Raw genomic sequence first — 24,919 nt, 5'->3', positions numbered from 1 at the left:
GTCAGACGGCTCGATTCCCGCCGACCAGGCACCAACGTCTGCACCAACGGACAGACTCGCTGTGACCCCAGCCGACGCTCCGGCTGGGGTCACAGCGAGTGGGTCAGTCGATCGTGCTGCGGAAGCCGCGTAGCCGCAGGCTGTTGCCGACGACAAAGACCGAGCTGAAGGCCATGGCGGCACCGGCGATCATCGGGTTGAGCAGGCCCGCCGCCGCCAGCGGGAGTGCCGCGACGTTGTAGCCGAACGCCCAGAACAGGTTGCCCTTGATCGTGGCGAGGGTGCGGCGCGACAACCGGATGGCGTCGACCGCGGCCCGCAGGTCACCGCGGACCAGGGTCAGGTCGCTCGCCTCGATCGCGACGTCGGTGCCGGTCCCCATGGCCAGGCCGAGGTCGGCCTGGGCCAGTGCGGCGGCGTCGTTGACCCCGTCACCGACCATCGCGACGACCTTGCCCTCCGACTGCAGCCGCTTGACCACGGCCACCTTGTCCTGCGGCAGGACCTCGGCGATCACCTCGTCGATGCCCACCTCGGCGGCGACCGAACGGGCGGCGGCCTCGTTGTCACCGGTCAGCAGCACGGGCGTCAGCCCGAGCTTCCGCAGTCCCGCGATCGCGTCCGCCGAGGTGGGCTTGACGGTGTCCGCCACGACCAGCACAGCACGGGCCTGCCCGTCCCAGCCGACGGCCACGGCGGTCCTGCCCTGCCGTTCCGCCTCGGCCTTAGCCTCGGCCAGCGAGGGGGTGAGGTGCACCGCCCAGTCTTCGAGCAGCGCGGTGCGGCCGACGACGACCGCGTGACCGTCGACGACGCCCTGGACACCGAGGCCCTCCGCGTTGGTGAAGCCCTCGACCTCGGGCAGGTCGCCGACCTTGTCCTGCGCGGCGCGGGCGATGGCCGCGGCGATCGGGTGCTCCGACGCCTTCTCCAGCGCACCCGCCAGCCGCAGCACCTCGACGTCGTCGACGCCGTCCGCCACGTGCACGTCGACCAGCGACATCCGGCCGCTCGTGACCGTGCCGGTCTTGTCCAGCACGACCGTGTCGACGCGCCGGGTGGACTCCAGCACCTCCGGGCCCTTGATCAGGATGCCCAGCTGCGCACCCCGGCCCGTGCCGACCAGCAGCGCCGTCGGCGTGGCCAGCCCGAGCGCGCACGGGCAGGCGATGATCAGGACCGCGACGGCGGCGGTGAACGCGGCGGCGGGGGTCCCGCCCGCACCGAGCCAGAACGCCAGCGTGCCGAACGCGAGAGCGATCACGATCGGGACGAACACGCCCGAGATCCGGTCGGCGAGCCGCTGGACCTGGGCCTTGCCGGTCTGCGCGTCCTCGACCAGCTTCGCCATCTGCGCGAGCTGGGTGTCCGCGCCGACCTTCGTGGCACGCACGACGAGCCTGCCGCCGGCGTTGACCGTCGCGCCGACCACGGTGTCGCCCGGCCCGACCTCGACCGGCACCGACTCACCGGTCAGCATGCTCGCGTCCACCGCTGACGAACCGTCCTCGATGACACCGTCCGTGGCGATCTTCTCGCCCGGGCGGACGACGAACCGGTCACCGACCGTCAGCGAGTCGACCGGGACGCGTTCCTCCTTGCCGTTACGCAGCACCGCGACATCCTTGGCGCCCAAGGAAAGCAGCGCCCGCAACGCGGAACCCGCGCGGCGCTTCGCACGTGCCTCGAAGTACCGGCCGGCGAGGATGAACGTGGTCACCCCGGCCGCGACCTCCAGGTAGATGTTGCCGTCGCCTGCCATCCGCTCGATGGTGAACTCGAACGGGTGCTTCATCCCGGGAATCCCTGCCGTGCCCCACTGCAGCGCGTACAGCGTCCACGCGAACGCGGCCAGGGTGCCCATGGAGATGAGCGTGTCCATGGTGGCGGCGCCGTGCCGCAGGTTCTGCCACGCCGCCTTGTGGAACGGCCACGCCGCCCAGGCGATCACCGGCGCGGCGAGCGTCAGCGAGATCCACTGCCAGTTCGTGAACTGGATGGCCGGGATCATCGCGAGCGCGATGACCGGCACCGACAGCACGACCGAGCCGATCAGCCGTTGCCGCAGCGGGCGGGTCGGGTCCTCCTCGGGCTCGTCCTGGTCGTCCTGCCGGTTCTGTTGGCGTGGCGGCTGGGGCAGCGCGGCGCTGTAGCCCGCGGCCTCGACCTGCGCGACGAGCGTGCTCGGGTCGACGTCGTCGGGGAAGGCGACCTTCGCCTTCTCGGTCGCGTAGTTGACGGTTGCGGTCACGCCCTCGAGCTTGTTGAGCTTGCGCTCGATCCGGTTCGCGCACGACGCGCAGGTCATGCCACCGATGGCCAGTTCGATCTCGCGGGTCCGCTGATTCACTTCAGCAGTCATGACGAATCTCCTCCTTCGCGAGATCAGTTGTGGCCGTGACCGTCATCGGCGTGGCCACCGCTTTCAGCGGGTGCTGGTTCGGGTGCAGGCTGTGCCGGTGGCGCTGGCGTGTGCCCATCAGTGGCAAGAGTGAACTCCGCGGTGCGGACCGAGTTCCCATGCTGGAAGTCAAGGAACAGCCGGTACGCACCCGCGGACGGAACCTCCGCGAAGAACGTCACCGTGGGCCCAGGCTTGGTCTTGCCGTCACCGGGTTCGCCGTCCGGGTGGACGTGCAGGTAAGCGAGGTCGCCGACACGCAACGCCACCAGGTGCCCATACGCGCCGAGATACGGCTGCAAGTCGGTGACGGGCCTGCCGTCCTTGCTGACGGTCAGCGTCAGTTCCGCGGTCCTGCCCGGCACGAGATCGCCGTCCAGCTTCACCTCGTAACCGTCCACCGAGGACACCCGCGACGTGGCGTAGTCCTTCACCGGTATGGAGTAGTCATGGAAACGAGAGAGTCCCGGCGGTGGTGGGCGCTCGCGCTGATCGCGACCGCTCAGTTCATGGTCATCATGGACACCTCGATCATCGGCGTCGCGCTACCGCGCATCCAGGCCGAGCTCGGCTTCTCCCAGGAGAACCTGTCCTGGGTCTTCAACGCCTACGTCATCGCCTTCGGCGGACTGTTGTTGCTGGGCGGCAGACTGTCCGACCTGCTGGGCGCCAAGCGCGTCTTCGCGTCCGGATGGGTGGTGCTGCTGGCGGGCTCGGTCGTCGCGGGTGCCGCGGGCACGGTCTGGGTCGAGCTGACCGGGCGGGCGCTGCAGGGCGTCGGCGCCGCGCTGATCGCACCCTCGGCACTGACCCTGTTGATGATGCTGTTCGGTGGCACACCGAAAGAACTGACCAGGGCACTGGCCCTCTACGGCGCCGCCGCACCCGCGGGCGGCACGGCCGGGGTGTTCCTCGGCGGCGTGATCACCGAGTACGTCAGCTGGCCCTGGGTCTTCTACATCAACATCCCGATCGCACTGATCGTCCTCGCCGCCATCCCAGCCCTCATGCCGAGCAGCCCGGCGCAGCGCGGTGGGACGGACATCGCGGGCGCCGTCACCGTCACCGGCGGGCTCGCCGCCGCGGTCTACGCGATCGTGCGGGCACCCGAGGCGGGCTGGGGCTCGACGACCACGGTTGTCGGCCTGATCGTCGCGGTGGTGCTGCTGGTGGCGTTCGTCGCCCTGCAGGCCCGGCGCCGGACCCCGCTGGTGCGGCTCGGCATCTTCCGCACCCCGGACCTCGCCGCGGCCAACCTCGCGCAGCTGCTGCTCGGCGCGGCGTGGATCCCGATGTGGTTCTTCCTCAACCTCTACCTGCAGCAGGTGCTCGGCCTCGGCGCGTTCGCGAGCGGCTCGGCGCTGCTGCCGATGACCACGGTCATCATGCTCATCATGATCGTGGTGGCGCCGAGGCTCACCGCACGCTTCGGCGCCAAGGCCATGGTCGTCGCCGGGCTGGCGGTGCTCGCCGTCGGCCTGGGCTGGCTGTCGTTCGTCCGCCCGGCCGGCACGTTCTGGATCGACGTGCTCCCCGCCTCGCTCGTCACCGCCGCCGGCATGGCGCTCGCGTTCATCCCGTCACTGGGCACCGCGATCTCCAGCGCACGTCCGGAGGAAGGCGGCCTCGCCTCGGGCATCGTCAACACCAGCTACCAGATCGGCTCCGCACTCGGCCTCGCCGCGATGACCGCCGTGACCAGCGCGCTCGGCGCCGGTCAGACCACCGACACCGCACTGCTGACCGAGGGCCTGTCCTCGGCGTTCGTCGGCGCCGCGGTCATCGCCGTGGCCGGAGCACTGCTGGCAGGCGCCACGCTGCGGAGCCGACGGGCCCGCGAGACCGCAGCCGCGGCCGCGTGAGCAGGAGGAACGATGCGCGCCATCGGACCGCTCACCCCGGAAGAAGCGCCGGAGAGGTCGCGGGAACTGCTCGAGGGGATCATCGGCAGGCACGGTTCGGCAGGGGACATGGTCGCGACCATGGCTCACTCCCCCGCACTCCTGCAGGGTTACCTCGACTTCTCCCGCGCACTGAAGCGGGTCAAGCTCCCCCGGCGGCTCAGCGAGCAGATCTCGATCGCCGCCCAGGGCTGGATCGGCTGCGGCACCTGCATGGCGGCACACACCGCCGCCGCGCGGGCCGCGGGGCTGAGCGACACCGACATCGCACTGGCACGCGAGGCCACCGCCGCCGATCCCCGCGAGGCGGCCCTGCTCACCTTCGCCGTGCGTGTCCTCGCCGAACCCGCGTCGATCACCACCGACGACGTCGCGGAACTCCGCGCCCACGGCTGGACCGACCGCACGATCGCCGATGTCGTCGGTCTCGTCTCACTCAACCTGCTCACCGGGTCGTTCAACCTCGTCGCGGGCATCAAACCCGAGGAGGACTGAGAACCACCAACGATGTCGCCGACCGCTCTGATGTGAGCGGTCGGCGACATCTACTATCGTGCATAGTATGACTGTACTCGCGAGGTCCGCATGATGGCGGGCCTCAGCTCTGGCCAGGTCGTCGTGTGGATCCTGTTCGCGGTCCTACTCCTGGCGATCGGCGCGAGTCTCGGCCTGGGGTACGCCAAGGCGTCCTCGTTCGTGCGCCGCAAACCCCACGCGGCCGACATCCGGTTCGCGCGGGACATGGTGGCGCATCACGAGGAACTCGCCCGTCTCACCCGCCTCGCGACTTCACAAACCCGGAACCCGGTGGTCCTCCGGTTCGCCGCCGACTTCGAAGCACAGCTCTTCGAGCGGCTCGGCCGGATGCGTGGCTGGCTGAGCCTGTGGGGCGATCCGGAGCGGCTCGGTGACACCGCCTTCGACATGGCCGACGAGGCAGCACGGTTACGCACGTTCACCGGACCGCGGTTCGACGTCGCGTTCGCGCGACTGGTGATCGGACTCGCGGAGGACGGGATCGACATCGCGCAGGCCACAGTGGACAGCGCGTCCCTCGTGGTCGTCCGCGATTTGGCAGACGACATCGAGGCCAGTCTCGACGAGGCCGTCCAGGCCCTGTCACCCCTCGCGACCGCCCGCCGGGCGTGACCACAACCGGGTGAACGTGGACGCCATCGCGCTCGTCCGTCGAAGATCGTCGGTACAGTCCCGTGACTGTGAGCGTTCGACCGGGTGCGATGCGTGTCCACATAGTGGGGCACCTCTTCCTGGCGATCGCGGTACTGGTGATGTACCTCGCGATCCACGCGCTCCCGTGTCTCGCCGAGCATCCCGATCCACACCCGGCCCACTCGGTGTCGGTCGCGCACGAGCATCCGGTCGACGACTGCCATTCCGGCTCAGTGCCTCACGCGTCCGAGCATCCGCACTGCATGGTCGCGTCCCGCACGGACGACGGCGACCTCCTCGCCCTGCCCGCCCTGCCGCTCCTGGCTTTGGTCGGCCTGATCGACCCAACCCGGCGACCGCGGGCACCCAGCTGCCCGGCGTCGCGATCCGGGCGAGCCACTCTGCTCACGTTCTGTGTGTCGAGGTGCTGACCGGCGGCCACGTCGCCGCCATCAGCCTCACCACACGGAACGGAATCGTCATGCGTTCGCACGCCCCTGTGGGCAACACGCCCCTGGTCTGGATCGACACCCCATTCACCACCGACGGCACGGGCTTCTGGGCCAAGCTCGAAGGCCACAACCCCGGCGGGATGAAGGACCGCCCCGCACTGCACATGGTCGCCCGCGCCCGCGAACGCGGCGACCTGAAGCCCGGTGGGCTGATCGTCGAGTCGACGAGCGGCACGCTCGGCCTCGGCCTGGCGCTGGCCGGGATCACCTACGGGCACCCGGTCGCGCTCGTCACCGACCCCGGCATGGAGCCGATCGTGCACCGGCTCCTCGTCGCCTACGGCGCGCGCGTGGAGATCGTCGAGCAGCCGGACCCGGTCGGGGGCTGGCAGGAAGCGCGCCGCGCGCGGGTCGCCGAGTTGCTCGCACGGAACCCCGGCGCGTACTCGCCGGACCAGTACCACAACCCTGACAACGTGGCCGCCTACGCCGCATTGGCCGCCGAGATACGGGCGGACCTGGGACGAGTGGACGTGCTGGTCTGCTCGGTCGGCACCGGTGGTCACTCGGCCGGAATCGCGCGCGAGCTGCGCAGGCACAACCCCGGCCTGCGGCTGGTCGGCGTCGACACGGTGGGTTCCACCATCTTCGGCCAGCCCGCACGCCCGCGGCTGATGCGGGGCCTCGGGTCGAGCATCCACCCGCGCAACGTCGACTACCCGGCGTTCGACGAGGTGCACTGGGTCAGCGCCGGTGAGTCGGTGGTGACCTGCCGCAGGCTCGCCGCCGCGCAGTACGCGTCGGGCGGCTGGAGTGTCGGGGCCGTCGCGCTGGTCGCGGGCTGGGTCGCACGCACGCATCCGGCGGGAACCCGCATCGTGGCGGTCTTCCCCGACGGACCGCAGCGGTACTTCGACACCGTCTACAACGACACCTACTGCGCCGCCCACCGTCTGCTCGAGACGGCCACGGCCGACGAGCCGGACACCATCGACCACCCGGGCGAGCGCGAGGTCCTGCGCTGGACCCGGTGCACCACGGTCGTCGACCCCCTCACAGCTCTCACCGGGGCCACGCGATGACCGGGATCGCCCAGCAGTTCCGCTCCTTCGACCGTACCGTCCAGCTGCTGGCGGTCAACCAGCTGACCATCAACATCGGCTTCTACATGCTGATGCCCTACCTCGCCACGCACCTGTCCCTTGAGCTGGGGCTGGCGGGCTGGCTGGTGGGGCTGGTCCTCGGCATGCGGAACTTCTCCCAGCAGGGCATGTTCCTGCTCGGCGGCGGCCTGGCCGACCGGTTCGGCTACAAGCCGCTCATCGTGGCGGGGTGCGCGCTGCGCACGGCGGGTTTCGCGATGCTCGGACTCGCCGACTCGGTACCCGCGCTGCTGGTCGCGTCGGCGGCGACGGGGTTCGCCGGGGCGTTGTTCAACCCGGCGGTCCGGGCCTACGTGGCCGCGGACGCGGGCGAGCGGCGAGTGGAGGCCTTCGCGCTGTTCAACGTGTTCTACCAGTCCGGCATCCTGCTGGGCCCGCTCATCGGGCTGGCGCTGACGGGCATCACCTTCCGGCTCACCTGCCTGGTGGCTGCGCTGGTGTTCCTCGGGTTGACCGTCCTGCAGGTCCGCGCGCTGCCCGCGCGCCAACGTACCGGACCACCGACGTCGCTGCTCGCCGGCTGGCGCACGGCTCTGGGCAACCGGCGGTTCCTGGCGTTCTCGGTCGTCATGACCGGCTCGTATGTCCTGTCGTTCCAGATATATCTCGCGCTCCCGCTGGAGACGCGACGACTCGCGCCCTCCGAGGCGGTGGGCACGATCGAGGTCGCGGCCTTGTTCGTGATCTCCGGTGTCATCGCGATCGCCGGGCAGGTGCGCGTGACCAGCTGGTGCCGGAAGCGGTGGAGCCATGGGCAGTGCATCACGGCAGGGCTCGCGCTCATGGGCGCCGCGTTCCTGCCACCTGCCCTCGCAACGTCCGTGACGGACAGTCCAGTCTGGACGTTCGCGCCGCTCGCCATCTCGGTCGCGCTGCTGACCCTCGGCTCAGTGGTCGTGTTCCCCTTCGAGATGGACACGATCGTGACACTGTCCGGACAGGACACCGTCGCCACGCACTACGGGCTGTACAACACGATCTGCGGCGTCGGCATCGCCGCCGGAAACCTCGCGACCGGCAGCGTCCTGGACATCGCGCACGGACTCGGTGTGCCCTGGGCGCCATGGTTGACCCTCACCACGGTTGGCTTGATCAGCGCCTTCGGCATCCACCTCCTCAGCCGGTCGGACCGACTGGTCACCGCGGTTCGACAGCCATGACGGGTGGGATCCGCTGGGGATGTCGGATCCCACCCGAGGCCGAGCACCAGCCGAGGGGGACGCTGGCGCTCTCCGAGCAGCGGCACCAGGCACGTAGGGGGACCACTACTAGTGCCGATAGTAACTACGGGGCGCGATAGTAGTCAATGGTCGACATCGATGCTTGTTACGCGGCGATGATCAATAAATAACCAGGAAAGTCAACCACAACAGCCTCTTGATACCCCTACCTCCTATACGTACTGTGCCACCCAACAACGACTGGTCCACACCACGTGGTCCGGATTCGGGAGGCACGCATGATGCGCCGTGTTCGCTCGGGTCGTCTCGCCGCGGGAGCGGCGATGCTGGCACTCGCTGTGGGACTCACCGCGTGCGGCTCTGGAGGTCCGCCACCCGGCGCCCAGTCCGGGCCGCAGACCGCGGACGAGGTGATCATCGGCGTGAACGGTGACGAGGGCACGCTCACCCCGTACACGCAGCAGACCGGCTACCCGGGCAACAACCTGATCGCGCTCGTCTACGACAAGCTGGTCGACCGGAACGACAAGAACGAGCTGAAACCGTTGCTGGCAACCGGTTTCGAAGCCAATGCCGACAACACCACGTTCACCGTGCCGCTGCGCACCGACGTGAAGTGGCACGACGGCAAGCCGTTCACCGCCGAGGACGTGGTGTTCAGCGTCGAGTACTACCGCCAGCATCCGCAAGGCGACTCGGCACCGTCGATCGAGGGCATCACGGCCGTGACCCCACAGGACGACGGCGTCGTGTTCACGCTCGCCGCGCCCGACCCGGATTTCCCGAGCCGGCTGCTCGCGGACATGCGGATCCTCCCCAAGCACGTGTGGGAGACGATCGACCGACCGGAGACGGCGACCGTCGAGCAGGCGATCGGCACCGGTCCTTACAAGCTCACCGAGTACACGAAGGACCAGGGCTACGAGCTGACCGCGAACACCGACTACGCGATGGGAGAGCCACGGGTCAAGAAGGTCAAGGTCTCGATCATTCCCGAGCAGCAGACCGCTATCGCCGCCCTGCGCACGGGCGAGGTGTCCATCCTGTCCCGCACGATCCCCGAGGAGCAGGCAGCCGGGCTGGAGCGGCAGTCCGGTGTGAAGATCGCACGGGGGTCCAGCTTCACGAGCAGCCTGCTGGTGTTCAACAACGGCCGCGCTCCTTTCGACGACCCGAACGTCCGCGCCGCGATCGCCGCCGCCATCGACCAGGACAAGCTCATCCAGACCGTGCTGCGCGGTCGTGGCACGCCGGGCAGCCCTGGTTTCTGGCACCCGACAGCCCCTGGCGCCGACACCGATCTCCGGCACGACTACGACCCCGAGCGCGCGGCCTCCCTGCTCGACGAGGCCGGGGCGACACCGGGCTCGGACGGTATCCGGGTGCTCGACGGCAAGCCGATGAGCTACAGCCTGCTCGTGCAGTCCAGCAGCCCGCAGCGCATCCGTGCCGCCGAGCTGATCCGCGACATGCTGAAGGACGTCGGCATCCTCGTCGAGGTGTCCTCCATGGACAGTGACTCGGTCGACGCGAAGGTGTGGCCGGAGCTGGACGTCAGCAAGGGCCGCGACTACGACATGTCGATGTGGGGCTGGTCGGCGCCGGTCATGCTCGACACCGTGTCGCTCGCCAACATCCTCGACTCCGACACCACGGTCGGCAGGCTGAACATCACCGGCACCTCGGACCCGGACATCGACCGTGTCGCCAGTGAGCTGCGCGACGCCACCACCGTGGAGGACCGGCTGGCGGCGCTCGGCGAGATGCAGAAGGTGGTGGCCGAGAAGGTTCCGTTCGTCACGCTGTACTACCCGGAGGACACCTTCGGGTACCGGTCGGACGTCTATGCCGGCTGGGTCTACCAGGAAGGACAGGGCCTGCTGAACAAAGAGTCCTTCGTGGGCCTGGAATGGTAGGCAGGCACCTGGCCGGACGGCTCGGCGAGTACGGGATCGTGCTCGCCGCCGCCGTGGTCATCAACTTCGCCCTGCCGAGGGCGCTGCCGGGCAGTCCGCTGCGGACCATCGGCGGTGGCGAGAACGCCGGTGCCCTGCCCGCGGAGACGCAGGCCAGGCTGCTCGCCGAGTACGGGCTCGACCAGTCGGTGTGGCAGCAGTTCGTCGGCTACGTCGGCAAGCTCGCCGTCCTCGACCTCGGGAACTCCTTCGTCGACGGCTCACCGGTCATCGACGCGATCGCGCGGGCGCTGCCGTGGACGGTGCTGCTGGTCGGCTCCAGCATCGTGCTCACGTTCCTGATCGGGGTCACCACCGGCGCGCTCGCCGGCTACCGGCGCCGCAAGGGCAAGGGCAACGGGCTGCTGTCCGGGGCGCTGCTTTTCGACTCGATCCCGTCGTTCTGGCTGGGCATGCTGCTCATCGCGTTGTTCGGGGTGACCCTCGGCCTGCTGCCGACCTTCGGGGTCGGCGCCGGGTTCGCCGATCCCGGCGATCTGGCCCTGCACCTGGTGCTGCCCGTGCTCACCCTGACGCTCACCGGGTTCGGCCAGTTCTTCCTGGTGACCAGGTATTCGATGCTCGCGGTGCTCTCCGCCGACCACATCGAGCACGCCCGGGCACGCGGGATCGGGCAGGCGCGGCGGATCTTCCGGCACGCTCTGCGGCCCGCTCTGCTGCCCGCGCACACCGTGCTGATGATCGAGATCGGCTACCTGGTGGGCGGGGCGCTCGTGGTGGAGACGGTGTTCGCCTACCCCGGTCTCGGCCGGGTGACCTTCGACGCTATCCGAGCCAAGGACTTCCCGGTCATGCAGGGCACGTTCCTCGTGCTGACGCTCACCGTCGTCGTGGTCAACGCGGTGGCGGACGCGACCTACGCGCTCATCGACCCCAGGGTCGGGCGCCCGGCGGTGACCGGGGGTGCACCCGCATGACGGCATCCGAACTGATCGTCGAGCGTGCCGCCGAGCCCCGGCGCGAACCGCGACGCGGCATCCGCGCGCTACTGGGCCTGCCCGGACTGATCGGCGTGTCGCTCCTGGGCTTCATGATCCTGCTCGCCGCGCTGGGCCCGCTCCTGCTGCTGTCCAACGACGGCCTCTCGCCCGTCGCGGAGCCGTGGGCGCCCGCGCGGGCAGGGCTGTGGCTCGGCGGTGACGATGTCGGCAAGGACCTGTTCGCTCAGCTGGTCGTCGGCAGCCGCGCCTCGCTGTTCGTCGGTGTCGCGGTGGCGGTGCTCGTCACGGCACTGGCCGCGCTGGTCGGCGGCATCGCGGCGGTCGGGCCGCGCTGGTCGTCGGGGGTCCTGATGCGCCTCGCGGACATCGTCCTCGCGATGCCGACGCTGCCGCTCATGATCCTCGCCGCGGCCTTCCTCGGTCCCGGCGTCGGCACCCGCGTCCTGCTGCTGACGGCACTCACCTGGGCGGGTGCGGCACGTGTCGTGCGCGCCGGGGTGCTGTCCGCCTGGTCCGCGCCCCACGTCGAGGTGGCGACCGCGATGGGCGCGCCGGTGCGGCACCTGCTGCTGCGGCACGCCTCCTACGCGGTGGCTCCGCTGCTGATCCCGATCTTCGTCCGGGCCGCGATGGGCGCGATCATCGCCGACGCCAGCTTGTCGTTCCTCGGTCTCGGTGACCCGACGTCTCCGAGCTGGGGAACGATCCTCTACTGGGCCTCCACCAACGGCGCGTTCCTCTCCGACGCCTGGGCGCGATGGGCGCTACCGCCCGGTCTCGCGATCACCCTCACCGTCATCGCGCTGGGCCTCATCGGCGTCGCCGTCGAGGAACGCATCAACCCGCTGCTGCGAAAGGCCAGGTAATGCTGGAGATCGAGGGGTTGCGCACCGGTTACACCCCGGCGGTGCCGGTCGTCCGGGAGCTGGACCTGCGCGTCGGCCCCGGTGAGACGGTGGCGCTGGTCGGTGAGAGCGGGTCCGGCAAGTCCACGGTCGCCAAGGTACTGCTCGGACTCCTGCCCGACCGCGCGTGGGCAACGGGCTCGGCCCGCTTCGACGGCACCGAGCTGGTGGGCCGCGCGGAACGGGACTGGAAAGGACTGCGCGGCAAGGGGATCGGAATCGTGCCGCAGGGTGCGATGGGCGGGCTCAACCCGGTCCACCGCATTGAGACGCAGCTCGTCGAGGCCGTCCGGCTGCACACCGGTGCGTCGTCGGCGGCCGCGAAGGCCAGGGCGCGAGAGCTGGTCAAGCTCGTGCACCTGGACTCGTACGTGCTCGGGGCCTACCCGCACCAGCTCTCCGGCGGCATGCGGCAACGGGTGGCGATCGGGCTGGCTCTCGCGGGTGAACCAGCGCTCCTCGTCGCCGACGAGCCGACCACCGGCCTGGACCTGATCACCCAGGAGCGGGTGCTGGCGCTCCTGGCCGAGCTGCGGGCCAGTCAGGACCTCGCGATGCTGGTGATCTCCCACGACCTGCCAGGGCTGCTCGCGGTGGCCGACCGGGTCGCGGTGATGTACGCGGGCCGCATCGTGGAGCACCGGACCGCGGCCGCCCTCCGCGACCACTGCCGGCACCCGTACACCGAGGGCCTGCTCGCCGCGACCGCGTCCGTCGAGCCCGACGCCGTCTGGGCTGCCATCCCCGGCACCGCGCCCGCGCCGGACGCCGACCTGCCCGGCTGCCGCTTCGCACCGCGCTGCCCCCTCGCCGTCGCCGACTGCGAGACCGCCGAACCCGACCTGGTAGCGGACCCGGCCGGAGGCGAGGTCGCCTGCATACGCACCGGCGGCGCCGAACGCCCCGGGTTCCCGGCGGTCCCCCGCGCCCGGGCTACCGATGCTGCCGAACCAGTGGTGCGTGTCGAGAAGGTGGACCTCACCTTCCGCCTGCGGCGCCGCTCGGTGCCCGCGCTGTGCGGGGTCAGCCTGGAGATCGCACGCGGCGAGATCCTCGGGCTGGTCGGCGAGAGCGGCTCCGGCAAGAGCACGCTCGGCCGCGTGCTGCTCGGCCTGCTCACTCCGACGGCAGGGCGGGTGCTCGTTGGCGACACCGAGCTGACCGCGTTACGGGGCAAGGCATTGCGGGCGGCGCAACGCCGGATCGGCTTCGTGCACCAGGATCCCTACGGTTCGCTGCACCCCGCGATGACCGTACGTGCGCTGGTCGGCGAACCGCTCAGCCTCACCGGCGTGCCGCAGGCCGACCGGATCGACAAGGTGCGGGAGGCGCTGGCCTCGGCCGGATTGCCGACCGGCGACGAGTTCCTCGACCGCTTGCCCGCAGCACTCTCCGGCGGCCAACGGCAGCGGGTGGCCATCGCACGCGCGCTGGTCGCCGACCCGGTCCTGCTGATCGCGGACGAGGCAACATCCATGTTGGACGTGTCCACCCGCGCCGGCATCGCCACCACACTGCGCCGCCTCGCCGACGACCACGAACTGGCCGTCCTGTTCGTCACCCACGACCTCGGCGAGGCGATGCAGTCGTGCGACCGGGTGGCGGTGCTGCGCGAGGGAGTGCTGCTCGAGACCGCTCCCCCGCGACAGCTGGCCGAACGGCCCGAGCACGACTACACCGCCGAACTCGTCCACATCGGACGCGAGCGGGCCACACCGTGACGGCGTGTCAGGCGGTGACCTCGTACCCGGCCGCCACCACGGCGGCGCGGACGGCCTCCGCCTCGACGGGCGCCTCGCTCGTGACCGTGACCTGGCCCGAGTCCAGGTCCACCGCCACATCCGTGACACCGGGCACCTTGCCCAGCTCGCCCTTGACCGAGCCGGCGCAGCAACCGCACGTCATGCCAGTGACCGTGTACACAGCGGACGTCATCAGTCCTCCTTCATGGCTGAGTTGTTCGCTTACCTTACCCCCCTTAGGTATATGAGTGAAAGGACGGATGTGCGAGTTCTCATGCTGGCCAGCTTCGGGCTGGAGATCGTGGAGTGTGCGGGAGCGCTGGCCAAGGCCATCGCGGCGGGTGACGAGGTGCATGCCGCGGTCCTGCTGTGCCGGGACACCAGCCGCCCGCAGATCACCGCGGCCGCCAAGGTCATCGGCATCGAGCAGGTCACCTACCTGAACGGCGTGGCCGGTGAGATCGAGGTCACCCCGGCGGCGAAGATGCCGATCGTCCGCCTGCTGCGCGAGTTCCGGCCCGACGTGGTGATCATGCAGGACCCCCAGCACGCCCAGCACGACCTAGACCCGGACCGCCGCATGATCGCCCTGCTCTACGCGGAGTCGCTCGCGATGTCCAGCCGGGACTGGCGGATCGAGGAGTGCGGCGGGCACGCTCCACACGGGATTCCCACCATCTACTACATGACCCCGGAGCATCCCAACTGCGTGGTCGAGATCGAGGACGTGCTGGAGATCAAACAGCGCGCGCTCGACGTCCTCACCGACCAGAACACGTTCAGCGCACAGCACTGGCGCGAGCACGCCAGTGTCGAGACTCTCGCGCGTATCGCGCCCGGCTGGTCACCCGATGACGGCGACGCGGAACTCGGCAGGCTCGGACAACGGCAGATCTTCCTCGCACTCGCGCTGTCGAACGGACTCGGCAGCCACAGCGGCGCGACGCTCGGCGAGCCCTACCGGCGGGAAGGCACGTTCCTCGTTGACCGGCTCACCGAGTGATCGGCCGACCGCCGTTGAGGTACCGCATCGGGGACGTGCCGACGGTTCGCCGGAACGCCGCGAGGAACGCGCTCGGTGTCGCGTATCCCACGGCGTGGGCGACCCGGGAGACGGGCTGCCCCTCGGCCAGCAGGGGAAGGGCGGCGCGCAGCCGCATGTGACCCCGCCAGCGGTCGAAGCTCATGCCGGTGTCCTGGACGAACAGCCGCGTCAGCGTGCGCCTGCTCACGCCGACCGCCCGCGCGTGCGCTTCCAGGCTGCGCGTGTCGGCCGGATCGGCGAGCAGCGCATCGGTCACCGCGAGCACGCGTGGGTCGGTGGGCACGGGCACGTCGATGGGTGTGATGGGCAACGGCCGCAGGAGGTCAAGCACGACCGCCTCGGCGCGCAGCCGCGCGTCGTCGGCGAGGTCGGGCCGGTTGAGGTAACCGATCAGGTGGGCCAGCAGCCCGTCCACGGCGACGGGCGTCGGCTCGGTCCAGTCGATGTCGCATCGAGCTGGTTCGAGATAGAGGCTGCACAGTACGGCGTCGCGGGTGGCCCCCGTCCGGTGCACCACCCCGGCGGGCAGCCACAGGGCGCGGGTAGGCGGGAGGATCCAGTAGGAGTCGTCGACGGCGACGCTGAGCACGCCGCTGCGTGTCCAGGCCACTTGGTGGTGCGAGTGTCGGTGCGCCGGGATCCATTCCCCCGACGACAGTAGGAAGTTGCCGACGACGATCGCGCCCACAGCCGGTGGCGGGTCGTCGAAGATGGCTTCCGTCATGCGACCAGAGTATGTCCTCAGCGCGACATGATCTGGCCTCGTCGCGAATTGTGGCCATCACGCCGCGGCTCATAGCGTCGTGACATGTCGATCAACCACACGCGACGGCGGTCCGCTTTGGTCGTGTTGTGCTTCGTCCAGTTCATGCTCGTGCTGGACGACACCGTGGTCAGCGTCGCCCTGCCCAGCATCCGCGACGACCTCGGCTTCGGCACCACGGGCCTCGCGTGGGTGGTCAACGCATACTTCCTCGCGTTCGGCGGGCTGCTGTTGCTGTTCGGCCGTGCCGCGGACCTGTGGGGCCGTCGCCGCGCGTTCCTCGCGGGTGTGGCGTTGTTCGGTGCGGCGAGCCTGCCCTGCGGACTCGCCCAGGAACCCTGGCAACTCGTCGCGGGCCGGTTCGTCCAGGGTGCGGGCTCGGCACTGGCCAGCCCGGCCGCGCTGTCGCTGATCACGCTCCTGTTCCCCGGCGACGAAGAACGTGCCAGGGCGCTCGGCATCTGGGGCGGCATCGCGGGTCTCGGCGGCACCGCGGGCCTGGTGATCTCCGGTGCGCTCACCGGACTGACCTCCTGGCGGTGGATCTTCCTGATCAACCTGCCCGTGGCGGCCCTGGCACTCGCGTTGCTTCCCCGGCTGGTCACGGAAAGCAGGGCCACCGACCGGGTGCGCCTCGACGCGGCCGGTGCGGCTCTGGGGACGAGTGCCGTCCTGGCACTGGTCTACGGCCTGCTCGAGGCCGGGGAGTCCGGCTGGGGCAGCGCGTCCGTCACCGGTTCCCTGATCCTCGCCGTCGTGCTGGGCGGGGCGTTCTTCACGGTCGAGGCCCGCGCCGTGGAACCGTTGGTGCCGTTGGCGTTCCTGGCGTTCCGGCCGCGTGCGGTCGCCAACACCGCCACGCTGCTGTTCTCCGCCGCCTTCTACGCGATAGCCTTCCTGCTGATGATCCACCTGCAGACCGTCGTGGGCTACCGCCCGCTGACAGCCGGTCTCGCCTACCTGCCGTACGGCGCCGGGATCCTCGCGAGTATGTGGCTTTCCGCCCGCGCGGTGACCAGGTTCGGCGCCCGGCCGCTCCTCGTCGTGTCGTTCCTGACCAGCGCGGCCGGACTGCTGCTGCTGTCCGGCGTGGCACCTGTCGACGGCTACGCCCTGGGCGTGCTGCCGGGCATGCTCGTCACGAGCATCGGATGCGGCCTGAGCCTGCCCGCACTGACCGGTGCCGCGGTCACGGGCACCACCGAGGAGAACGCCGGTCTGGGCGCGGCTGTCTTCAGCTCCGTCCAACAGGTAGGCGGCGCCGTCGGACTGGCCGTCCTGGTCACGCTGGCTTCCCACCACACCGTCTCACAGCGAACAGCGACCGAAGGCTTCGCGTTCGGGATGACCGCCGCCGCTGTGCTTCTCGTCCTCGGCGCGGTCCTCGTCGCCGTCCTCCTCCCCAGCCGCCGCGTCAGCGCGTCAGCCCAGTAGGCGGCGTCCGCCTCGCAGGAACACCCATCTACTATGCATGTTCGTAGTCATTCTCGTCGCGAGGTCGAGGAAAGCTGATGGAACTGTTCGCGCTGGCATCCCTGGCAGTGCTGGCCGGATTCGTCTCCTTCACCTCGCCGTGCACGCTCCCCCTGCTGCCCGGTTACGTCTCCTACGTCTCCGGGTTGTCCGCGGAAGCCGACACACCGGGCCGCCCGCTCCCACCACGAGCCCGCCGCCGGGCGCTGACCGGCGCGTGCTTGTTCGTCGGCGGGTTCTCGGCGGTGTTCACCGCGATGGGGGCGACCTCGTCCACCATCGGTTTCCTCCTGACGAGCAACCTGCGCACCATCAACATCGTGGGCGGCGCACTGATCATCCTCATGGGACTCGTGACGACCGGCCTGATCCGGATCCCGCTACTTCAGCGCCAGGTCCGGTTCGACCTCACCCGCATCGGACGCGGGCCGGCCGGGGCCGCCCCCTTGGGCGCGGCCTTCGCGTTCGGCTGGACACCGTGCGTGGGCCCGGTTCTGGCGTCGATCCTCGCCGCCGCGGCGACCACCACGACGGTCGAGCGCGGCGCCCTGCTGCTGTTCGCCTACTCGCTCGGCCTCGGGGTGCCGTTCCTGCTCCTGGCCGCCGGGGTGACCCGGGGCCGAACCCGCGGCGGCTGGCTACGCCGGCATGCCCGCTGGATCGAGGTGATCGGCGGCCTCGTGCTCGTTGCGATGGGCATCGCCGTCATGACCGGCGGATGGACCGTTCTCATGAGCCGCGTGCTGGCCTTCTACGCCCGCCTCGGCTGGCCACCCGTCTGATTCACACGAAGCTGGAGACAACGATGGCGAACAGCGCTCGGTGGAGCGTCGCGCTGCTCGTGCTGGTCGTGGCGGGCATCGTCGCCATCTGGCCACGCGGGGGCCCCGTCGACGCAGGCGCCCCGACCGCGCCGGGCTCGTCGGCGACCGCCGCCACCTCGGAGGACGACGAGGAACTGGCGGCACTCCGGGCCCGCGCGGACCTGACGCCGTGCCCGGGTCCGGATCAGACAGCGGACCGGCCGAACGGTCCGCTGGCCGGGGTCACCGCGCGCTGCCTCGGCGCTACCGGAGTGGTCGACGTCGGCGCCGCCGTGGCGGGAAAGGCGGCGTTGCTGAACCTGTGGGCGTCCTGGTGCGTGCCCTGCCGTGAGGAGATGCCCGTCCTCGCCGCCTACGCGGCCCGTCCCGGTTCGATCCCGGTGATCGGCGTCAACGTCAAGGAGCCCGCGTCGAAAGGGCTCGAGTTCATGGCCGAGATCGGCGTGCGCTACCCGTCCCTCTACGACGGCGAACCCGGCCCCGGGACCATTCAACGGGCGTTGCGCACCCCTCCCGTGCTCCCGGTGAACTACCTCGTGCACCCCGACGGCTCGGTGGACCGCATCACCGACCCCATGGTGTTCCGCGACCCGGACGAGATCCAGACCGCGGTCGGCCGCCTGCTCGATGCCGCCCGCTAGGCATCGGGGGATTCCACCCCAACCTACTATCGCCTATAGTATTCACTCGGTTACCGTCCCGGCGGGAGGCTGCATGCGCGCGCGGTATCTCGTGCTGTCGCTCTGCATTCTCGGCGTCGTCGTGATCGTGATCCCCGTCGTCTTCGTCGTGGTCCTCAGCGCCGCTCGTCCACCCGGTCAACAGCCGTCGGTCGCGCGGGCCGGGGTCGCCGTGGACCGGCTGCCGCCATTGGCGAGGAGCATGCTGCCCCTGGTCAACGACCGCATCAGCAAGAACTGCCCGGAACTTGACGTGGTCCGTGTGCTCGCCGAGGTGCAGGCCGAGTCCGGCTGGAACCCGCAGGCGTGGAGCGAGGACGTCAACGGCGGTGCGGCCGGGCTGCTGCAGATCAACCAGGCGAACTGGGTCGGGCTCGGTGGCCGGCCGTGGCCCACCGTTCCGCCCACTCCCGCCGCGGACATCAACGATCCCAGTGTCCACCTGACACTCGGCATCGACTTCCTGTGCGCCAACCTGCGCGCGATGACCGCGCACCTGAAGGAGACCGGTAAGACGATCGACCCGATGGACGCGATGAGCGTCTGCCACATCGCGGGCTGCGGCCGGGTCACCGGCAGCCGCACGGGCATCCCCCAGGCGGGCGAGGCCAACTGCGGCACCCGCTGCGCCGAGCTCGTCGGCCGCTACCTGAACAACATCCACCGCTACGAGCAGGACTGGACGGCGACTCCGGCGATACAGGGACCGGCGGGCACCCTGCCACCGGGTGTCGACGTCGGCGCGCTGGCGGCACCGAATCCCTACACCGGCGGTCCGACCGGTTGCTCCGTGCCCGACCCCACCACGGCCGGCTGCGTGACGGCGGCCACCGCCAACGGCATCAGCGAGCTGCGGCGGGTCTTCGGTGGGCAGGTCCGCTCGGCGGGTTGTTTCGCCGCCCGGCCGTGGAACCCCACGAGCGACCACCCTCGTGGGAGGGGATGCGATGTCTTCCCCGACCGCGCGGGCATCTTCCCCACTGGCGAACCCCTCACCGCCGGGTGGCGGATGGCCGCGTGGCTCCGCGTGCACAGTGAGGCGCTGCGGGTGAAGTACGTGATCTGGCAGGGCAGGTTCTGGGACACGAGCACCCGGGACAACGGCGGCTGGGGTACGCGCTACACCGGCGGCGGCGTGTACGACCCGAGCGACGCCACCGGCGGTCACTACGACCACATCCACGTCAGCTTCCGGGAGTGACATGGTGTGGGACGCACGACGGATCGTCGGGGCCGCGGTCATCGCCGCGACCGGGGGCGTGGTCTGGCTGGTCGCGACGGAGGTCGAGTCCCCGTCGGAACGGCCCCGCGCGGCTCCGACCGCGCCGCCGGAGCTGCCGGTCGGCCCAGAAGTCCGGTCCAGTGTGTCCGCGCCTCCGGACGTGCCTGGTCGCGATGACGGCACTGTCCCGCCGGGACTCGACTTCCGGCGGCCGGATCAGGTCGCTCACGCCTACCTCGTCGCGGCGCACTCGCTGCGCGACACCGACCGCGACCGGACCAACCGCCGGGTGCTGCCCTACCTGGCCCCGGAAAACCCCGCCAATCCCCGCGGTCTGGTGGTCGCCGACGCCCCGCCGCGCGGCCAGGCCGTCACCGCAGCAGTCGACGACCTCCGCATGACCCACACCGACGAAGCGCGGACGGCGATCGCGTACGAGGCATCGTTGTCGCTGCGTACCGGATCCGACCTGGAGCGTCGAACGACGTACCTGGTGCTGGACCGCCAACCGGACGGCCGCTGGCTGGTTCGGCAGGAAACCGCCCATCTCCAGCCCGGCGACTGACCATTGACCCCCACGACAACTATCATCGTTAGTAGCTAAGACCTCGACGGGTGGAGTTGACGATGTTCGGGCTCGGTGACCTCGAAGACGCGGTGATGGAGGTGCTCTGGCACACCGACCAGCCCGCGCGGGTCCGTGACGTGCTCGAACAGCTCGATCCCGATCGGCCGCTGGCATACACGACCGTCATGACGGTGCTGGACAATCTGCACCGGAAGGGGTGGGTGGAACGGGAGCGAGACGGCAGGGCCTACCGCTACCGCCCTGCGCTGAGCAGGGAAGACGCGACCGTGCGGGCCCTGCGTGACGTGCTGAACGCATCGGGTGACCCAGAAGCGGCGCTCCTGCAGTTCGCCCGCTCCGCGTCCGATCAGGAAGCCGACGTCCTCCGCGCCGCCCTGGCCGAGAAGACCCGGCGCGGCTAGCGCAACGCGCTGCCCTCCAGCCACTCTTCCCACGGGATGTTCCAGTCGCCGAACCCGTCGGTCGGTTCGAGGCGGGTACTCGTGTTGCTGACGGTGACGACGTCCCCGTAGCCGAAGTTGTCGTAGAACCACCGGCCCGCCTCCGGGCTGAGGTTGATGCACCCGTGGGAAACGTTCCGCACACCCTGGTCGGCCACCGACCAGGGTGCCGCGTGGACGAAGATCCCGCTGTTGGACAGCCGCACCGCGAGAGGGATCCGGGAGTCGTAGCCGAGGGCGGCGTCACTGGGCAGGCCGTAGGTCGCGGAACTCATCTGCTTGACCTTGTACTTCTCCTGCGCCACGTAAGTACCACTCGGCGTGATGAACGAGATCTTCTTGCCGTTGACGGTGACCGAGTCCGGACGCCCCATACTGACCGGGAACGTGTGCACCGTCTTGCCGTTGACCGTGACCGTCATCTTTTTCGTCCGGTCGTCGATCGTGGCGATCTTGGCCGGGCCGATGGTGAGGTTCAGGGTGCGGTCGGTCTCCCCGTACATGCCGTCACCCAGCTTGACCCCGTAGATCTTGGCCTCGACGGTGACCTTGGTTCCAGGCCGCCAGTACTCCTTCGGTCGCCAGTGCACCGTCCGGTCGTCCCACCAGTACCAGCCGCCCTCGGTCGCAGGTGTGGCGGTCACTTTCAGCGCCCGCTCCGCCGCGGCGCGGTCGGCAGGCGGCTTGTCGAAGATGACCGCGATCGGTTGCCCGACCCCGACGGTCGTGATCGACGGCGGCGGGAAGAAGGAGGGGAACACGGTCTGGTCCGGCCGCAGTGTCGTGAACGACACCGTCTTGCGGGTCTCCTTTCCGTCGGCGCTGCGCGCGACCGCCCTCACCGTGTACTGCCGTCCGTATCCGAGTGGCTCAGTCGAGGTCCAGCGGGTCTTGTCGGCCGAGAGGGCGCCGGTGACCTGCTTGCCCTGCGGGTTGGTCACCGACACCGAGTCGAGCTTCGCGTTGCCGGCCCGCACCTCGATCGGCTCGATGGGCGACACCTTCTCGGCCGCGTCCTCCGGCACGACGGTGATCCTCGGCGATCCTCCGGACGGTCGCGACCCATCGGGCGACGGCCTGGAAGGCGTCGAGGTGCAGGCCGTCGCTGTCAGCACCACGACCGCGCACCAGCACGCGATTCGTACCCACCCTCTGAACGGACGATCCTTTCCCATGACTGGTTCTCCAGCGTGTTTGTGCCCCGGATGCCCGGGTATGTCACCGACCTACTAGTCAGCCTAGTAGACAAGTCGCACCGATCACTCCACGGGAGAGCCGATGCCGAGCCGATTCCCACGACGATTCCTTCGCGCGACCGCCGCCGGGGCGATCGCGCTCCTCCTGACGCTGCCGACAGCGAGCGCGTCCGCCACCCCTCACGGTGACAAAGGGAAGACAAAGGCGCATGACGTGACGTACATCGCCATGCTGGTGCCGCACCACGGGACAGCGGTGGAGATGGCGAACGTGGCTGTCGCGAAGGCGGCGAACCCGCAGGTCCGCCAACTGGGGAAGCACATCGCCGACGAACAGAGCGCGCAGATCAACCAGATGCTGACCTGGCTGGATCAGCGCGACGCCGAGCCGATGCCACCACCCGCGCCAGTCCGGGAGATGGAGCAGCAGGACCTGGCGATGCTCCGAGCCGCCACGGGCCCCGACGTCGACCGGATGTTCCTGATGATGATGCGGCCCCACCACGCCCAGGCCGTGTCCGAGTCGGCGGACGAACTCGAGCACGGGAAGGACCGGTTCGCACTCCACCTCGCGGCCACCACCAAGTCCGACCAGGGCAGCGAGATAACTCAGATGAACGACCTGCTGGCCGCGCTCGAAGCCGGCTGACAATCGAAGGGACCAACGAAGAACCCGGCCACACGCCGCGCCTGAAACACTTCACTTACGTTCTACGAAGCACCATAGTACTAGTGTCGATAGTAGAACTGTGATGGAGGAGCTACAGGTGCCGACACGTGACGACATCGTGGGCGCGCAGTACGAGGACGCCGCGGCGGCGGCCGGGTACGCCGCGGCACACGAAGGCTGGGGCCCGTCAGCGCGCTACTTCCGTTCCCGGCTGCACGTCGTCGACGAGCTGCTGCATGCCTGCCCCAGCGGTCGCCTCCTGGACGTGGGCTGCGGGCCCGGCGTGCTGGTGCGCCACCTGCTCGACACCCGACCCGGCGACTTCCGTATCACCGCCTGCGACCGGTCACAGGCCATGATCGACGCCGTCGCCGAGCTGTCGAACCACACCGACGATGTCGAGTTGACGGTGGCACGCGCCGAGGACATGCCCTTCCCCGGCGAGAACTTCGACGTGGTCGTCGCGATGGGGGTCCTGGAGTACACCGAGGCCCGCCGCGCGCTGCGTGAGATCGCGCGCGTGGTCCGCCCCGGCGGTCTGGTCGTCGTGACGATGCTCAACCCGTTCAGCCCTTACCGCCTGTTCGAGTGGTGCGTCTACCTGCCCGCGCTGCGCCTGCTGGGCCGCGTCGAACGGCTACTGGGCACAGGGCACCACGGAGCTCCTCCGTCGGGGATACGGGCGGTTCCGCCCACACGCCTCCGCCGCATGCTGCGTGCGACCGGCCTGCACCCGGAGGACACCGTGTACTACGACGTCACACCGCTTGTCCCTCCCCTGGACCGGTTGGTGCGACGATGGAGCAGGCGTTGGCGCGACCATCCCGAAAGGACCGTGAGCCGGGGAGCCCTGAAGTGGCTGGGCACCGCCTACCTGGTGACGGCGCGCCGGGAGAGGTCGTCAGCTCAGCAGTGACACACCGACCGACGCGCTCAGCACCGCCGCACAGATCGCCATGGCGGCCACGCGGCCTGTTCGCGTGTGGGAGTCGACGCGCAGGGGGAACAGCAACTGCCTGCAGAACGTGTAGGCCGCGAGCACACCCACGAAGACCGCGCCGGGCACGGGCAGCCGGACTGCCAGCACGATGACGAACGCCACCGCACCGATGACCAACGCGACACCGGCCTCGATGAGCTGAACGGGAACGCGGCGGACCCCGACGCTGCGGTTGGAAGACCAGAGCCCCCAGCGCGAGGCGGTGGGGCGTCCGGTGCAGCAGCCGGTGAGGAAACAGCCGGGCCGTCCGACCGCCATGCCGAGCATCGCACCCGGCGCGGTCGCGTCCAGCAGGGCGCCCACGGGCAACCCGGACACCAACGCGCCGCCCGCGAGCACTCCGAACGCCACGAGGAGGAAGCCTTGAATGCAGGCACCGGCCCGGAGGAACTCACGTGGGTGCCGCCGGTGCAGCACGAGGTACCACACCTTCCCGCCGACGAAGCCCAGCAGGCACGCGAGCAACGACAGCACCAGGACGGCACCCACGGCTATGCCGGCGCGCGCGGCGAGCACCGCTTGCAGGGCGACCGCCACCACCGCGCCCAAGCTCACCAGGATGGGCCATGCCGACAACCGCACCCCGGGGCCCTGCGACAGGTGGCCGTAGGACGTGGTCGTGCCGATGACGCGGCGGGGCAACTCCTTGATCGCTTCCGGGGTGGCCGCGTCCACGACGGGTGCCGCGAGCACTTTCCACTCTCCGCCGGTGACACCCTGTGGCCGGGCCGTGACCGTGACCCGGCCGGTACCCGGGTGCAGCCCGTCTACCCGCACGACCTGGTCGAACCGGTCGCCCGCGCCCGGCTTTCCGTCGACTCCTACCCGGCTCCCCGTGAACCGGATCGCGACCGCGTACGGCTCGCCGGACTCGGGCGCGTCGAACGAGTAGGTCACCGCCAGCCCCTGCGGCGGAAGTTCCGCAGCCGCCGAGGCCATGCATCCGGACGCCGCGGGTTGGGTCTCGTCCACCCGCAGCGTCGCCACGTCGGTAGTGTCGGTCCGGACGGACCTCGTGGTCGCCGGAGCCACCGCGGCACGTACCAGGCTCGCCAGATTCGCCAGGTTCGGCGCCCCCTGGGTGTCGGAAACGCCATTGTGGACGACGTGGGCGGCGGGGCGCGCGGTTTGCCGGTGGCCCGAGCGCTTCGCGGGTGGCTTCCTGCGTGTCTTCTTCCCCACCGC

24 protein-coding genes and 1 pseudogene are annotated in these 24,919 nt (G+C 70.0%); 19 read left to right on the top strand and 6 right to left on the bottom strand.

What is annotated here, in order from left to right:
* Nucleotides 1–103 precede the first annotated feature (103 nt).
* Both ACIBVP_RS37810 and ACIBVP_RS37805 read right to left on the bottom strand, forming a co-directional pair.
* The gene (locus ACIBVP_RS37810) at nt 104–2,362 is read right to left on the bottom strand and encodes a heavy metal translocating P-type ATPase (RefSeq protein WP_396111290.1); all 2,259 of its coding nucleotides are present in this window, start codon (nt 2,360–2,362) and stop codon (nt 104–106) included.
* A 23-nt stretch (nt 2,363–2,385) separates the two neighbouring features.
* A pseudogene (locus ACIBVP_RS37805) lies at nt 2,386–2,826 on the bottom strand (hypothetical protein); the annotation flags it as partial.
* Nucleotides 2,827–2,850: 24 nt separating this feature from the next.
* Here ACIBVP_RS37805 and ACIBVP_RS37800 point away from each other — a divergent pair.
* The 10 genes from ACIBVP_RS37800 to ACIBVP_RS37755 all read left to right on the top strand — a co-directional run bounded on the left by ACIBVP_RS37800 (nt 2,851) and on the right by ACIBVP_RS37755 (nt 13,811).
* Nucleotides 2,851–4,263, top strand: a complete 1,413-nt coding sequence (locus ACIBVP_RS37800) for an MFS transporter (protein WP_396111289.1) — start codon at nt 2,851–2,853, stop codon at nt 4,261–4,263.
* A gap of 12 nt (nt 4,264–4,275) precedes the next feature.
* Nucleotides 4,276–4,797 (top strand): carboxymuconolactone decarboxylase family protein, encoded by a 522-nt coding sequence (locus ACIBVP_RS37795; protein ID WP_396111288.1) that lies wholly within the window; start codon nt 4,276–4,278, stop codon nt 4,795–4,797.
* 90 nt (nt 4,798–4,887) lie between these two features.
* The gene (locus tag ACIBVP_RS37790) at nt 4,888–5,451 is read left to right on the top strand and encodes a DUF305 domain-containing protein (protein WP_396111287.1); all 564 of its coding nucleotides are present in this window, start codon (nt 4,888–4,890) and stop codon (nt 5,449–5,451) included.
* Between the two features lie 89 nt (nt 5,452–5,540).
* Nucleotides 5,541–5,903 carry a hypothetical protein gene (locus ACIBVP_RS37785; RefSeq protein ID WP_396111286.1) on the top strand — a complete coding sequence of 121 codons (363 nt, stop codon included), beginning with the start codon at nt 5,541–5,543 and terminating at the stop codon, nt 5,901–5,903.
* A gap of 50 nt (nt 5,904–5,953) precedes the next feature.
* Nucleotides 5,954–7,006, top strand: a complete 1,053-nt coding sequence (locus ACIBVP_RS37780; RefSeq protein WP_396111285.1) for a PLP-dependent cysteine synthase family protein — start codon at nt 5,954–5,956, stop codon at nt 7,004–7,006.
* Nucleotides 7,003–8,247 (top strand): MDR family MFS transporter, encoded by a 1,245-nt coding sequence (locus tag ACIBVP_RS37775; RefSeq protein ID WP_396111284.1) that lies wholly within the window; start codon nt 7,003–7,005, stop codon nt 8,245–8,247. The genes ACIBVP_RS37780 and ACIBVP_RS37775 overlap by 4 nt, the downstream gene beginning before the upstream one ends.
* A gap of 344 nt (nt 8,248–8,591) precedes the next feature.
* Nucleotides 8,592–10,184, top strand: coding sequence for an ABC transporter substrate-binding protein (locus ACIBVP_RS37770; RefSeq protein WP_396111283.1), 1,593 nt, complete (start codon nt 8,592–8,594; stop codon nt 10,182–10,184).
* Nucleotides 10,178–11,161: an ABC transporter permease gene (locus ACIBVP_RS37765; protein WP_396111282.1), complete on the top strand. Its 984-nt coding sequence runs from the start codon at nt 10,178–10,180 to the stop codon at nt 11,159–11,161. Before ACIBVP_RS37770 ends, ACIBVP_RS37765 begins: the two co-directional genes overlap by 7 nt.
* Nucleotides 11,158–12,051, top strand: a complete 894-nt coding sequence (locus ACIBVP_RS37760) for an ABC transporter permease (RefSeq protein WP_396111281.1) — start codon at nt 11,158–11,160, stop codon at nt 12,049–12,051. Before ACIBVP_RS37765 ends, ACIBVP_RS37760 begins: the two co-directional genes overlap by 4 nt.
* A complete protein-coding gene (locus ACIBVP_RS37755) occupies nt 12,051–13,811 on the top strand; it encodes an oligopeptide/dipeptide ABC transporter ATP-binding protein (RefSeq protein WP_396111280.1) in 1,761 nt (586 codons plus the stop codon). Before ACIBVP_RS37760 ends, ACIBVP_RS37755 begins: the two co-directional genes overlap by 1 nt.
* A 7-nt stretch (nt 13,812–13,818) precedes the next feature.
* Here the strand turns inward: ACIBVP_RS37755 and ACIBVP_RS37750 are convergent, their stop codons facing one another.
* Nucleotides 13,819–14,025, bottom strand: coding sequence for a heavy-metal-associated domain-containing protein (locus tag ACIBVP_RS37750; RefSeq protein ID WP_396111279.1), 207 nt, complete (start codon nt 14,023–14,025; stop codon nt 13,819–13,821).
* 69 nt (nt 14,026–14,094) lie between these two features.
* Here ACIBVP_RS37750 and ACIBVP_RS37745 point away from each other — a divergent pair, with 69 nt between their 5' ends.
* Nucleotides 14,095–14,835, top strand: coding sequence for a PIG-L deacetylase family protein (locus ACIBVP_RS37745; protein ID WP_396111278.1), 741 nt, complete (start codon nt 14,095–14,097; stop codon nt 14,833–14,835).
* On the opposite strand, the gene ACIBVP_RS37740 is transcribed toward ACIBVP_RS37745, so the two are convergent.
* Entirely contained in the window at nt 14,825–15,601 is a 777-nt protein-coding gene (locus ACIBVP_RS37740) for an AraC family transcriptional regulator (protein WP_396111277.1), read from the bottom strand. The two genes, ACIBVP_RS37745 and ACIBVP_RS37740, sit on opposite strands and share 11 nt — an antisense overlap.
* A gap of 84 nt (nt 15,602–15,685) precedes the next feature.
* On the opposite strand from ACIBVP_RS37740, the gene ACIBVP_RS37735 reads away from it, so the two are divergent.
* The 6 genes from ACIBVP_RS37735 to ACIBVP_RS37710 all read left to right on the top strand — a co-directional run bounded on the left by ACIBVP_RS37735 (nt 15,686) and on the right by ACIBVP_RS37710 (nt 20,829).
* A complete protein-coding gene (locus ACIBVP_RS37735) occupies nt 15,686–17,074 on the top strand; it encodes an MFS transporter (RefSeq protein ID WP_396111276.1) in 1,389 nt (462 codons plus the stop codon).
* Between the two features lie 77 nt (nt 17,075–17,151).
* Nucleotides 17,152–17,895, top strand: coding sequence for a cytochrome c biogenesis CcdA family protein (locus tag ACIBVP_RS37730; protein ID WP_396111275.1), 744 nt, complete (start codon nt 17,152–17,154; stop codon nt 17,893–17,895).
* Between the two features lie 23 nt (nt 17,896–17,918).
* A complete protein-coding gene (locus tag ACIBVP_RS37725; RefSeq protein WP_396111274.1) occupies nt 17,919–18,578 on the top strand; it encodes a TlpA family protein disulfide reductase in 660 nt (219 codons plus the stop codon).
* 73 nt (nt 18,579–18,651) lie between these two features.
* Complete coding sequence (locus ACIBVP_RS37720; protein ID WP_396111273.1) at nt 18,652–19,818, top strand: transglycosylase SLT domain-containing protein; 1,167 nt, start codon at nt 18,652–18,654, stop codon at nt 19,816–19,818.
* A 1-nt stretch (nt 19,819) separates the two neighbouring features.
* On the top strand, nt 19,820–20,404 hold the full coding sequence (locus tag ACIBVP_RS37715; protein WP_396111272.1) for a hypothetical protein: 585 nt from the start codon (nt 19,820–19,822) through the stop codon (nt 20,402–20,404).
* A gap of 62 nt (nt 20,405–20,466) precedes the next feature.
* On the top strand, nt 20,467–20,829 hold the full coding sequence (locus ACIBVP_RS37710; RefSeq protein WP_396111271.1) for a BlaI/MecI/CopY family transcriptional regulator: 363 nt from the start codon (nt 20,467–20,469) through the stop codon (nt 20,827–20,829).
* On the opposite strand, the gene ACIBVP_RS37705 is transcribed toward ACIBVP_RS37710, so the two are convergent.
* Nucleotides 20,826–21,893 carry an Ig-like domain-containing protein gene (locus ACIBVP_RS37705; RefSeq protein ID WP_396111270.1) on the bottom strand — a complete coding sequence of 356 codons (1,068 nt, stop codon included), beginning with the start codon at nt 21,891–21,893 and terminating at the stop codon, nt 20,826–20,828. The two genes, ACIBVP_RS37710 and ACIBVP_RS37705, sit on opposite strands and share 4 nt — an antisense overlap.
* Nucleotides 21,894–22,278: 385 nt before the next feature.
* Between ACIBVP_RS37705 and ACIBVP_RS37700 the strand changes: the two genes are divergently transcribed.
* Both ACIBVP_RS37700 and ACIBVP_RS37695 read left to right on the top strand, forming a co-directional pair.
* Nucleotides 22,279–22,713: a DUF305 domain-containing protein gene (locus tag ACIBVP_RS37700; protein WP_396111269.1), complete on the top strand. Its 435-nt coding sequence runs from the start codon at nt 22,279–22,281 to the stop codon at nt 22,711–22,713.
* 118 nt (nt 22,714–22,831) lie between these two features.
* The gene (locus ACIBVP_RS37695; protein WP_396111268.1) at nt 22,832–23,650 is read left to right on the top strand and encodes a class I SAM-dependent methyltransferase; all 819 of its coding nucleotides are present in this window, start codon (nt 22,832–22,834) and stop codon (nt 23,648–23,650) included.
* Here the strand turns inward: ACIBVP_RS37695 and ACIBVP_RS37690 are convergent.
* Entirely contained in the window at nt 23,636–24,721 is a 1,086-nt protein-coding gene (locus ACIBVP_RS37690; RefSeq protein ID WP_396111267.1) for a prolipoprotein diacylglyceryl transferase family protein, read from the bottom strand. The genes ACIBVP_RS37695 and ACIBVP_RS37690 overlap by 15 nt on opposite strands.
* Nucleotides 24,722–24,919 lie beyond the last annotated feature (198 nt).

The sequence above is a fragment of the Actinophytocola sp. NPDC049390 genome (assembly GCF_044466355.1).
Lineage (GTDB): Bacteria > Actinomycetota > Actinomycetes > Mycobacteriales > Pseudonocardiaceae > Actinophytocola.
This window is presented reverse-complemented; position numbering and strand designations above follow the sequence as displayed.